Consider the following 11,847-nt stretch of genomic DNA (forward strand, 5'->3'; position numbering starts at 1 on the left):
CGCCTGCCGCCTGCCGCAAGATCGTGCTCCAACAACGAAGTAGTGGCATCCTGCGGCAGGATGGCCACTACTTCCGTGTTGTTGCCCGGCTTCTGCTCATCGCCCGGCGGCCCGGGCAGGTGGTGGCGGGGACCAGGTGGCGGCGGCGCGGCCCAGCCGGTCGTTGATCGCCCGGCCGATCCCCTCGTCGGGGGCCAGTTCGGCAAGAATCTCGGTTACCCCGGCCGCGTCCAGCCGGTGCAGCGCGTCGAAGAGCCGGGCGGCGGCCTCGGTCAGGTCACCGGCGGGCGAGAGCACCTCGACCGCCGCGTAGCCGGCGGCCGGCCGCTCCCGGAAGGCCAGGAACCCCCGCCGGACACCGCCGACCGGTTCCGGCACCACACCCCCCACCACCCGCAACGGGGTACGCGGTGCGTAGTGCGCGGCCAACGTACCGGGAGCCACCGGCTGCCCGGAGCTGCCCGGTCGGACGGTCACCGGGCCGATCGCCGCGATGAGCTCCTCCACGGGCAGCGCCCCGAGGCGCAGCACCACCGCCTGCGGTCCCCGCGCGTCCACGATTGTCGACTCGATCCCGCACCGGGTGGGGCCGCCGTCGAGCACCACGTCGACCGCCGCGCCGAGCCCGCGTACGACATGCTCGGCCCGGGTCGGGCTGAGCTGCCCGAACCGGTTGGCGCTCGGTGCGGCCACCGGCACCCCGGCGGACCTGATCAACGCGCGGGCGGACGCCTCGTCGGGCACCCGGACAGCCATGGTGTCCAGGCCGGAGGTGACGATGGGCGGGATCACGGCCGGCCGGTCCACGATCAGGGTGAGCGGCCCCGGCCAGAAGCGCTCGGCCAGCGCCGCGACCGGCGGGGGCAGCGTACCGACGAGAGCCGGCAGGTCGGCGGCGTCGGCCAGGTGGGTGATCAGCGGATCGAAGCTCGGCCGGGCCTTGGCCTCGAAGATCCGCGCCGCGGCCCGGGCATCCAACGCGTTCGCGCCGAGCCCGTAGACCGTCTCGGTGGGGAAGGCCACCAGCCCGCCGGCCCGTAGCACGGCGGCGGCCTCGGCGATGCCGCGCTCGGCGGGCAGGACGCGGGGAGATCCGATGGTCACGTCCCCGACGCTAGCCTGCCGTCCCCGCCCGGTCCGGTGCGGGTGGCCGGCGGCTACCCGGCGGTGGGGCCGAACGACGTGCGGGGCGGCCCGGCCTCCGCCCAGCAGACACCGCCGCGGAACTCCACCCCCGGGACACCGTCGGCCGTCATCCGGGTCAGCGCCGACGGGAACGACGCAACGCCCAGACGCCCCCGCCGACGGCAACCACCGTGGGCACGAGGCAGCAGAGCATCAGGACGACCAGGTGCCACGGCTTGACTGCTCCCATGGCCGAGAGGCTAGAGGACGCGCGCCAACCGCGTCGTCCCTGTGCGCTCCCGGCAGGCAGGTCCCCGGTGTCCTTCCCGGAGGGTAGGTCACGTGGGGGAGGATTGCGGGCATGCTCCGCTCGCCGCTCGCCCTGCTGTTGGACTTCGGTGGTGTCCTGGCCGATGCTCCCCCGCAGTCGCCGGCCCCACCGGAACTCGTCAGGCGGCTGTCCCGTCTGGTCGGCGGTGCGGTGTCCGGCCGGCAGACGGTCTGGACGTCGAGTGTGCCCGGCGGGCCGGGGCGGACGCCTCGCCGGCCCGGTCGGCGGTGTCGTACGACTCGCGGGCGTCGAGCAGGTCGTCCCAGTGCCGTTCGGTCCAGGCACAGGCCACCGCGATCGGTCCGAGCAGGCTGCGGCCCAGCGGGGTCAACTCGTACTCGACGTGCGGCGGGTGGACGGTACGCCTGACCAGCCCGTCGCGTTCGAGGGAACGCAGCGATCGGGTGAGCACCTTGGCGGTGACCCGGTGCAGCGGAACGCGCAGCTCGGAGAAGCGGCGGGGCCCGTGCTCCAGGCAACGGATGACCAGCGCCGCCCACTTGTCGCCGAACCGGATCGGGTTGAGCGACGACGGGCACAGCTCGTCGAACATGTCGGCCGGCAGGGGCTGCCTCATCGCCTCACGATAGCCGGTATCCCGGTGGTAACCACGTCCCTCGATAGCGTCGGCACCTCGGTCGGACGCACGGAATCCGGCCCCGATGGAGGGTGGTTCCTCATGCAGATAGTGGTCTTCGGCGCAGGCGGCCGGGCCGGGCGGCAGGCCGTCGCCGAGGCACAACGCCGCGGCCACCAGGTCACCGCCGTGGTACGCGACCCCGCACGCCACCGCGACCTGGTCGACGTACGGGTGACGGCCGGCGACGTGACCGACCCGCTGAGCGTCGAGCGGTCAGCCGCCGGGCAGGACGTCGCGATCAGTGCCTCGGTGGACCTGTCCCTACCACCGCACGACTTCTTCACCGCCTCGTCCCGCGCCCTGACCAGCGGCCTCACCAAGGCGGGCGTACGCCGGCTGGTGGTGGTCGGCCTCGCCGCGATCATGCCCGGGGCGTCCGGTGCCGCCCTGATGGACGAGCCCGGTTATCCGAACGAGTACCGCCCCTTCTACCTCGGCCACGCCGCCGGCCTCGCCGAGCTCCGGGCCGCCGAGCTGGACTGGGCCTACCTCGCACCCGCCGGTGACTTCGACCACGACGGCCCCCGCACCGGCCACTACGTGCTCGCCGAGCACGGTGACCCGGGCAGCCGGATCAGCTACCCGGACTTCGCCATCGCCCTGCTCGACGAGATCGAGACGCCCCGCCACCGCCGCGCGGCGGCGATCGTCCGGCAGCGGTGAGTCGGTGGTCGTCGGTTCGGGTTAATCCTGTGGTAGCGCGCGGTCCACCGACGACGCCCCGGCCACCGGATGGACCGCGACCACCGCGTCAAGCGGCAGCGCCGAGTAGACGTGTGGGAAGGACTGCCCGTCGGGGGTGTCCTCCCAACGCAGGGCCGCGCCGAGACGCCGGGTGTCGAGCGCGACGACCACAAGGGCCGGCTCCGGCGCGAAGAACCGCACCGCGGTCGCAGCCACCTGTGCGCGCGAGGAACAGTGGACGAAACCGCTGCTGTGGTCCAGCGGTGAACCGTCGAAACGGCCGGTGGCGTCGAACTGCGACCACTCGGCCGGCAGCAGGATCTTGTAGATCAGCACGGCTCAGCGTGGCAGATCGGCAGGCAACCGGTCCAGCATGCGCGCGAATCCCGCGCTAGAGGCGGCAGACGACCGCGGTGGCATCGTCCCGGTGCTTGTACCTCGGCCAGATCACACCGCCCGGATCACGGTCCTCGAACTCCCGGGTGGCCGCGATCAGGGCGGCGGGCCCGTGGTCGTAGGCGAACGCCAGCAGCGCGGGCCAATCCATCGCGTTGAAGTCGGTGACCAGAAGGGCGGCGCCATCCGACAGCAGAGCGGCACCACGCACCTCGTCCACAGCGCCGGTCAGCGCGTGTTCAGCGGCTGTCGGGTCCGCCTGCGCCACCCAGTAGCCACTGGCCCGGTTTCTGACTTTCTGCTGCTCACTTATCAGCGCGAAGAGTGGACCCTTATCGCTTTTGTCCCTGCCGGCACGGGCCGCCCGCGCATTGCCCGACGCGAAGGCTTCCACCGACTTGTCCTGTACCACCACCGGCTCGTCGTGCATCCGGTCAATTGCTACGACGGAATCCGAGAGGACAAGATATTCCAACGAATCTCCGGACTGCCGCACCATGGCGACTGTCGAACAGGGAGAGCCAGGATGGGCGAGGTCGCAGGAATCACGATGCATGGCCGCCACCGCGTCTACCGCCTCCGCCAGGGCTTCCGCCAGATTTCGGCCAGGGCTACCAGCGAGCCCCAGTAGTTTGCTTCCGAGCTGGTGCACGTACCAGGGCGTGCCGTGAACGCAACCCGTCTCCGATGCCTCGGAAAGGCCGTCGAGGACCACGGCCGTCGTGGCGGTGGCTGCCGCCCAGTCCTCGTTCCGACCGTCCGGGCGTCCCGACTCACTTGCGACGCTGACGAACACCCTTCCCCCTGGCGGTTGACTGGTGCCGGAAGCACGACACGTTTCACTAGAGTCCGAACTGCTTCTGCCCTGCCTGCCGATTGCCCTGCCTGCCGATCGGTCCGCACGCAGGAAGACGACCGGTGGGTCATTCGGTACCCCGCTCATTCCACGAGTTCGCACAGTCCTGGGCCGTACTCGTGAGGATCTCGCCTCACTCACAGTCGCGCCCGAACAGGAGACGGCCTGAGCAGCTTGGCCGTACGGATGGCTGTATTCGGAACTGAGATCAACCAAGGAAAGTGCTGGTGGAGCCCAGGGGACTCGAACCCCTAACCCCTGCCTTGCAAAGGCAGTGCTCTGCCAGTTGAGCTAGGGCCCCGCAGGCGGACGACGCCGCCGGTGCCGACCGGAGCCGGGCTGGTCAGCGCAGATCGGGCGCGGTGGTCGCCTCGTGCCAGAGAGCGCGCTCGTCGTTGGAAGCCTTGACCTTCCTGGCCACCACAGCGGCGACGCCGACGACACCGACCAGGAACAGAAGCTTCTTGAACATGGGGCGACCCCTCGCGCTCGACTCGACTGCCCGTCGGAACGGTGTTGCGGTGGGGCTAGCTGGAATCGAACCAGCGACCTCAGAGTTATCAGCTCTGCGCTCTAACCGACTGAGCTATAGCCCCGTGTGGCGACGAGCAAGGTTAACCCATCGCATCGTCCGCTCCCAAATCGGGGTGACCGATGCTCTCGCGCCATCCCGACCGTACCCGGCCGCCCCGCGAGCGGGCGAGTCCTTTCCGCCGGTCACCCGGATCGGAGATCCACTCCCACCAGCGGCGCCGGAGCCGGTCGACCGGCAAGGAGCGGGGAACCGGGCCGGCCCAGCCGGACGGTGGCCGGGAAGCACGATGCCGGGGCGACCGCTGTCCGCGGTGCCCCGGCATCGGGCCGGATCGGTCGCGCCCGGTGAGCGCGCTCGGATCAGTCGCGCTCGGCGAGCGTCAGTTCGATCCCGCCGACCAGGTCGGCGCAGACGTTGTAGACGAACGCGCCGAGGGTCGCGAGCGCGGTGAACAGCACCACGTTGACCAGCCCGATCAGGGCGGACGTCAGGATGACGCCCTTGGCGGTGATCTGGAAGCCCCCGCTGGTGCCCTGCCCGCCGCTGGCGCTGACCAGGTCGGTCAGGCTGTCGTTGACGCTCTGGAAGACACCCATCGCGTCCAGCGCGAGATAGAGCACCGAGGTCGCCACGACCACCACGATGAACAGGACCACGGAGACCGCGAAGGCGAACTTCATCACGGACCACGGGTCGATCCGCTTGAGGTTCAGCCGGGCCCGGCGCGGGCCCCGGGAAGCCGCCGAACTGACCGAGGTACGCGCGGCGCGTACCGCGTCACCCACCCGCGCGGCACCGACGGCGGCCGGACCTCCGAGGCCCGGAGGCAGGCCTCCGCCGTTGGCCGGGCGGGCGCTGCCCGTGCCTGCGGCGGGACGCCCACCGTCCGGGGACGGCCGCAACCCGCCGACCTTCGGCTGGGTGCCGGTGCTGGACGGAGAGGTGGCGGCCCCGACCGAGATCGGCTGTGTCGTGTTGCTCGACCTGGCCGCAGCGGCCACCGGCTGGGTGGCGGAGGAGGGCGCGTCGGTACCCGTTGTCTGGGGCTTCTCGGTCGTTCCCGAATCCTCACCCGGCTTGTCCGGCGGCGGTGCCATGCCGGGTGCCCGAGTGAACTTCGGGGCAGGCGCGTCGGCGGGGACGGTCGCCCGACCCACGGCGGCGCGGCCGGCGGGGGTTGGACCGCTCTTGGCGGCCTCCTCGTCGACCGGTTTGGCCGAGGTCCCCTTGTTCCCCGACTTCGCCTGTGTCTCCGTCATTCAACTAGTCCTGTTCGTCAGGCTCGTCGGCATTGCGAGCAATCGCCACGATAGTCACGCCGTCCGGGAGGTCCATCAGCTTGACCCCCATTGTGTTCCGGTCACGCGTACGGCGTACAGGCTTCACCGGAGTCCGGATGACGCCGCCGTTGCTGGTGATCGCGAACAGCTCGTCGTCCGGGTCGATCACGACCGCGCCCACCAGACCACCGCGGCGCTCGGTGATCTTCGCAGTCAACACGCCCTTACCTCCCCGGCCCTGCACCGGGTATTCCTCGATGGGGGTACGTTTCGCATATCCCCCGTTCGTGGCCACCAGGACGTCCAGACCCTCCCGGACGACCTCCATGGCCAGCAGGACGTCGTCGTCGGTGAAGCGCATGCCGATCACACCCGAGGTGGCCCGGCCCATCGGGCGCAACGCCTCGTCCGAGGCGTTGAACCGGATCGCCTGCGCCTTCTTCGAGACGAGCAGGAGATCCTCCTCCGGCGCCACCAGGACGGCACCGACCAGCTCGTCGTCGTCACGCAGGTTGATCGCGATGACGCCGCCGGACCGGTTGGAGTCGAACTCCTCGAGTCGGGTCTTCTTCACCAGGCCGTTTCTCGTGGCCAGTACCAGGTAGGGGGCCACCTGGTAGTTCGGGATTTCGATGATCTGTGCGATCTGCTCGTCCGGCTGGAAGGCGAGCAGGTTGGCCACGTGCTGACCCTTGGCCACCCTACTGGCCTCGGGCAACTCGTACGCCTTGGCCCGGTATACGCGGCCCTTGTTGGTGAAGAACAACATCCAGTCGTGTGTGGAGCATACGAAGAAGTGGCTGACAATGTCGTCCTGCCGGAGTGTCGCACCGCTCACGCCCTTGCCGCCGCGCCGCTGCGAGCGGTAGAGGTCGACCTTGGTGCGCTTGGCGTACCCGGTGCGGGTGATGGTGACCACCACGTCCTCGCGGGCGATCAGGTCCTCCATCGAGACCTCGCCGTCGAACGGGATGATCTTCGTACGCCGCTCGTCGCCCCACTTCGCGACGATCTCGCTCAGCTCCTCGGAGACGATCTTCCGCTGCCGCTCCGGCTTGGCGAGGATGTCCTTGAGGTCGGCGATCTCGATCTCGAGCTTGGCCAGGTCGTCCAGGATCCGCTGCCGCTCCAGCGCGGCCAGCCGACGCAGCTGCATGTCCAGGATCGCGGTCGCCTGGATCTCGTCGATCTCCAGCAGCCGGATCAGGCCCTGCCGGGCGTCGTCGACGGTGGGCGAGCGCCGGATCAGGGCGATCACCTCGTCCAACGCGTCCAACGCCTTGGACAGGCCGCGCAGGATGTGCGCCCGCTCCTCGGCCTTGCGCAGCCGGAAGGCGGTCCGTCGGCGGATCACCTCGATCTGGTGCTCGACGTAGTAACGGAGGAACTGGGCCAGGTTGAGCGTGCGCGGCACCCCGTCGACCAGGGCCAGCATGTTGGCGCCGAAGGTCTCCTGGAGCTGGGTGTGCTTGTAGAGGTTGTTCAGCACCACCTTGGCGACCGCGTCACGCTTGAGCACCAGCACGATCCGCATGCCGGTACGCCCGGAGGACTCGTCCCGGATGTCGGCGATGCCGGCGAGCTTGCCTTCCTTGATCAGCTCGGCGATCCGCTCCGCCAGGTTGTCCGGGTTGACCTGGTACGGCAGCTCGCTGACCACCAGCGCCGGCCGGCCCCGCTTGTCCTCCTCGACCTCCACCACCGCGCGCATCCGGATCGACCCGCGACCGGTCCGGTACGCGTCCTGGATGGCGGACTGACCGACGATCAGGCCGTGGGTGGGGAAGTCCGGCCCCTTGACGATCTCCAGCAGCGCTTCGAGGGTGGTCGCCTCGTCGGCCTCCGGGTTCTCCAGGCACCACTGCACCGCCGCGCCGATCTCGCGCAGGTTGTGCGGCGGGATCTTGGTGGCCATCCCGACCGCGATGCCCTCGGAGCCGTTGACCAGCAGGTTGGGGATCCGCGACGGCAGGATGGTGGGCTCCTTGGCCCGGCCGTCGTAGTTGTCCTGCAGATCGACGGTGTCCTCGTCGATGTCCCGCAGCATCTCCATCGCCAGCGGGTCGAGCTTGCACTCGGTGTTGTGGCTGACGAAGCCGTCGGAGACGAAGGAGTGATCCTCGGTGTCCACCCGGACGCTGTAGACCGGCTGCACGCCGGCATCCGTGATGCTCGCCACCTCGGCGTAGTAGAACCGGCCGTCGACAAGCGGCTCCACCACGTCGAGGATCCCCGGCTCGGTGATCCGGGCGGCGATCTCGTCGCGGTCCCGCTCCCACCGCTCGATCCGGTCGACGTTGTGCCGACGCAGCCAGTCCCGCTCGGTCCAGCGCCGGGCCCCGTGCGCGCGGATGAAGTCACCGACCAGCGGGACGTGGTCGCTGGAGAGCGCCGTGCTGCTCGCCGGCACCGAAGCCAGCTCGGACTCCAGCTTGGCCTGCTTGCGGCCGAGGAAGCCGACGTGGGCGGCGAAGATCCGGGCGTCGCGGCGGTTGGTCACCACGACCTTAATCTCGCCGTCGTCGTACCGGGTCTGCCGGCTGATCACGCCGAACTCCAGCAGCAACTGCTGGACCTCGCGGGCCAACCGCTCACTGCGGGTCGAGTACGAGACCTGGATGGTGTTGCGCGGCAGCAGCGAGGACGATCCGTCGCCCTCGAAGAGCGCCTGGAGGAAGGCGCGCTTGATCGCCGCCGGCCCCTGCCAGACGAACTCGGGCACGAACTTGGCGGCGCTCCGTGCGCCGACCAGTTCGCCGAGGATGCTGGCGCGCAGCGCCGAAAGGTCCTGGACGTCCAACTCGTGCAGCACACTGCCGGAGGCGATGACCCGCTCGCTCACATAGCGTGGTCCGCCGACGGCGAGATCGTAGGCGGCGAGGACCCGGACGAAGAACTCCCGGTCCACGTTGTTGAACCCGGCCCGCCCCTCCGACACCCAGCCCTCGCTGACGAAGGCACCGGCGAGCACCGCAGCCTCGACGTGCTCCAGCATCGGGTAGCCGATCTCGTCCGGCACCGTCCGCTGGAGCACCACCCGGTCGCCCGGGGAGAGCTCAGCGAGCAGCTTCCAGAGCAGGGTCGGCACCCCGGCCACGTCCACCAGGCAGAGCACCGGGTGGTTGTGGGTGCCGGTCAGCTCGTACCCCTCGCGGGTGCGCAGTCGCAGCGTCGGGTGCTCGCCGGAGTGGAAGAACTTCGACGCGCGGACCAGGTCGCCGTTGCGGTCGCGGACCTTCAGTTCGACGTCGGTCTCGCTGCTCGGCGCGGCGTCCGGCACAATGTCGCCGATCCGGACGGTACCGTCGGCCGTGCGAATCCGGACATCTCCGGTCACGCAGTACCTCATGGCCGCAGCCGGATCATTTCCGGGCGAACCGAAGTTGCCGTTGCCGTCGACCAGGGGGTAGCGCAGCGCCCAGGGCTGGGCCATCCGGACCAGGGCGTCGTAGATGGCCGAGTCACCGTGCGGGTGGAACTGCCCCATCACGTCGCCGACGACCCGGGAGCACTTCACGTAGCCCCGGTCCGGCCGGTAACCCGAGTCGTACATGGCGTAGAGGATCTTGCGGTGGACCGGCTTGAGCCCGTCCCGGACGTCCGGCAGGGCCCGCCCGACGATCACGCTCATCGCGTAGTCGAGGTACGAGCGCTGCATCTCGACCTCGAGCCCGACCGGCTCGATCCGGTCGTGCTGGACGACCGCCGCGAGTGGTGTCTCGGGGGTCTCCGGCTCGTTCGGGGTGGACTCGGGAGTATCGGTCACTGTTAACCCTTATCAGACTCAGAGTCGCGTTCGTCCTGTGGATAACGCTGTGGAAACCGGCCAGGCTGTGGATAACCCGGTGGACGACGGTCGGCCGGTGGCCCACCGGCCGACCGCTGGCTCAGATGTCGAGGAACCGCACGTCCTTGGCGTTGCGCTGGATGAACGAGCGGCGGGCCTCGACGTCCTCGCCCATCAGCACGCTGAACAGCTCGTCGGCGGTGGCGGCGTCGTCGAGGGTGACCTGACGCAGCGTCCGGGTGGCCGGGTTCATCGTGGTCTCCCACAGCTCGGGATAGTTCATCTCGCCCAGACCCTTGAACCGCTGGATGTCGTCCGGCTTGGCGTTGGGCTTCTTCTGCTGGCGCAGCGCGATCAGCCCGTCGCGCTCCCGGTCGGAGTACGCGTACTGGGCGTCGTCACCCTTCTTGTTCCACTTGATCTTGTAGAGCGGCGGGGCGGCCAGGTAGACGTGGCCCAACTCGACAAGCGGTCGCATGAAGCGGAACAGCAGGGTGAGCAGGAGCGTCTGGATGTGCTGGCCATCGACGTCGGCGTCGGCCATCAGCACCACCTTGTGGTACCGCAGCTTCTCCATGTCGAAGTCGTCGTGGATGCCGGTGCCCAGCGCGGTGATCAGCGCCTGGACCTCGTTGTTCTTGAGTACCCGGTCGATCCGGGCCTTCTCCACGTTGAGGATCTTGCCGCGGATCGGCAGGATCGCCTGGGTACGCGGGTCGCGACCCTGCTTGGCCGAGCCGCCTGCCGAGTCGCCCTCGACGATGAAGACCTCGGACTCGCGCGGGTCGGTGGACTGGCAGTCGGCCAGCTTGCCCGGCATCGAGCCGGACTCCAGCAGCGACTTGCGGCGGGCCAGCTTGCGCGCCTGCTGGGCGGCGATCCGGGCGCGGGCCGCCTGGGACGCCTTCTGGATGATCGTCTTGGCCTCGGCCGGGTTGCGGTCGAACCAGTCGACCAGCCGGTCGTTGCAGACCCGCTGCACGAAGCTCTTCACCGGGGTGTTGCCCAGCTTGGTCTTGGTCTGGCCCTCGAACTGCGGATTGGCCAGCTTGACCGAGATGATCGCGGCCAGGCCCTCGCGGATGTCCTCGCCGGAGAGCTTCTCGTCGCCCTTGAGCAGCTTCTTGTCCGCGCCGTAGCGGTTGACCACACTGGTCAGCGCGGCCCGGAAGCCCTCCTCGTGGGTGCCGCCCTCGTGCGTGTTGATCGTGTTGGCGAAGGTGTAGACCGACTCGCCGTACGACTCGTTCCACTGCATGGCGATCTCGACCGACATGCCTTCTTCTTCGGCGGCGAACTCGACGACCGTCTTGTGCATCGGGTTCTTCGAGGCGTTGAGGTGCCTGACGAAGTCGGCGATGCCGCCCTCGTAGTAGAAGGTGACCTCGCGGGGCTTGCCCTCCTCGCCCTCGGCGACCCGCTCGTCGAGCAGGTGGATGGAGAGCGCCCGGTTGAGGAAGGCCATCTCCTGGAGGCGGCGGTAGATGGTCTGGAAGTCGAAGTCGGTCGTCTCGAAGACGTCCGGGTCCGGCCAGAAGGAGACCGCCGAACCGGTGCGGTCGGTGGTCTCGCCCTTCTCCAGCGGGTCGGGCTTGGAGTTGTGGTACTGCTGCCGCCAGACGAAACCGGACTTGTGGATCTCGACGGCCATCCGGGTGGAGAGGGCGTTCACCACTGAGACGCCGACGCCGTGCAGACCGCCGGAGACCGCGTACGCCTTGCCGTCGAACTTGCCGCCCGCGTGCAGCACGGTCAGCGCGACCTCGACACCCGGCTTCTTGAGCTTCGGGTGCAGGTCGACCGGGAAGCCACGGCCGTTGTCGGTGACCCGGACCCCGCCGTCGGCGAGCAGCACCACGTCGATGGTGTCGCAGTAGCCGGCGAGCGCCTCGTCCACGGCGTTGTCCACGACCTCCCACACGAGGTGGTGCAGACCGCGCTCGCCGGTCGACCCGATGTACATGCCGGGCCGCTTGCGGACCGCCTCCAGCCCTTCGAGGACGGTGATCGACTCTGCGCCGTACTCCTGCTTGTCCTGCGCTGCCACCCTCGGCCACTTTCTCGCACCATCCGCACCAGGGCGCGGGGGCGCGGGTTCGGCGGACAGGACACGACGTCGGCGCGCCCGGGCGGCGCGCCCGGAGGGCGGTCGCGGATCGTGCGCGCCGGTCGCCGCGGTTGCCCGCGGATCGCGATCGGCCAGACCCGACCCG

9 protein-coding genes and 2 tRNA genes are annotated in these 11,847 nt (G+C 69.6%); 1 reads left to right on the plus strand and 10 read right to left on the minus strand.

The annotated features are described in order from the left end of the window. Positions 1–96: 96 nt before the first annotated feature. Both OHQ87_RS24840 and OHQ87_RS24850 read right to left on the minus strand, forming a co-directional pair. On the minus strand, positions 97–1,080 hold the full coding sequence (locus OHQ87_RS24840; protein ID WP_328348985.1) for an L-threonylcarbamoyladenylate synthase: 984 nt from the start codon (positions 1,078–1,080) through the stop codon (positions 97–99). A gap of 494 nt (positions 1,081–1,574) precedes the next feature. After that, complete coding sequence (locus OHQ87_RS24850) at positions 1,575–2,033, minus strand: winged helix-turn-helix transcriptional regulator (RefSeq protein WP_328341665.1); 459 nt, start codon at positions 2,031–2,033, stop codon at positions 1,575–1,577. Between the two features lie 102 nt (positions 2,034–2,135). Between OHQ87_RS24850 and OHQ87_RS24855 the strand changes: the two genes are divergently transcribed. Next, a complete protein-coding gene (locus OHQ87_RS24855) occupies positions 2,136–2,759 on the plus strand; it encodes an NAD(P)-dependent oxidoreductase (protein WP_328341667.1) in 624 nt (207 codons plus the stop codon). A gap of 21 nt (positions 2,760–2,780) precedes the next feature. On the opposite strand, the gene OHQ87_RS24860 is transcribed toward OHQ87_RS24855, so the two are convergent. From OHQ87_RS24860 to gyrB, 8 genes are all read right to left on the minus strand, one after another. After that, on the minus strand, positions 2,781–3,116 hold the full coding sequence (locus OHQ87_RS24860; RefSeq protein ID WP_328341669.1) for a DUF952 domain-containing protein: 336 nt from the start codon (positions 3,114–3,116) through the stop codon (positions 2,781–2,783). Between the two features lie 55 nt (positions 3,117–3,171). After that, positions 3,172–3,972 carry a hypothetical protein gene (locus OHQ87_RS24865; protein WP_328341671.1) on the minus strand — a complete coding sequence of 267 codons (801 nt, stop codon included), beginning with the start codon at positions 3,970–3,972 and terminating at the stop codon, positions 3,172–3,174. Positions 3,973–4,257: 285 nt separating this feature from the next. Beyond that, a tRNA-Ala gene (locus OHQ87_RS24870) sits at positions 4,258–4,333 on the minus strand. Between the two features lie 42 nt (positions 4,334–4,375). Continuing rightward, entirely contained in the window at positions 4,376–4,504 is a 129-nt protein-coding gene (locus tag OHQ87_RS24875) for a DLW-39 family protein (RefSeq protein WP_328341672.1), read from the minus strand. Between the two features lie 50 nt (positions 4,505–4,554). Next, a tRNA-Ile gene (locus OHQ87_RS24880) sits at positions 4,555–4,628 on the minus strand. A 298-nt stretch (positions 4,629–4,926) separates the two neighbouring features. Beyond that, the gene (locus tag OHQ87_RS24885; protein ID WP_328341674.1) at positions 4,927–5,826 is read right to left on the minus strand and encodes a DUF3566 domain-containing protein; all 900 of its coding nucleotides are present in this window, start codon (positions 5,824–5,826) and stop codon (positions 4,927–4,929) included. A gap of 4 nt (positions 5,827–5,830) precedes the next feature. Then, positions 5,831–9,613, minus strand: a complete 3,783-nt coding sequence (gene gyrA / locus OHQ87_RS24890; RefSeq protein ID WP_328341676.1) for an intein-containing DNA gyrase subunit A — start codon at positions 9,611–9,613, stop codon at positions 5,831–5,833. A gap of 121 nt (positions 9,614–9,734) precedes the next feature. Further along, positions 9,735–11,681 carry a DNA topoisomerase (ATP-hydrolyzing) subunit B gene (gyrB, locus tag OHQ87_RS24895; protein ID WP_328341679.1) on the minus strand — a complete coding sequence of 649 codons (1,947 nt, stop codon included), beginning with the start codon at positions 11,679–11,681 and terminating at the stop codon, positions 9,735–9,737. Between the last annotated feature and the right edge of the window lie 166 nt (positions 11,682–11,847).

Origin of the sequence: Micromonospora sp. NBC_00421, from assembly GCF_036017915.1 — a bacterium.
GTDB lineage: Bacteria > Actinomycetota > Actinomycetes > Mycobacteriales > Micromonosporaceae > Micromonospora.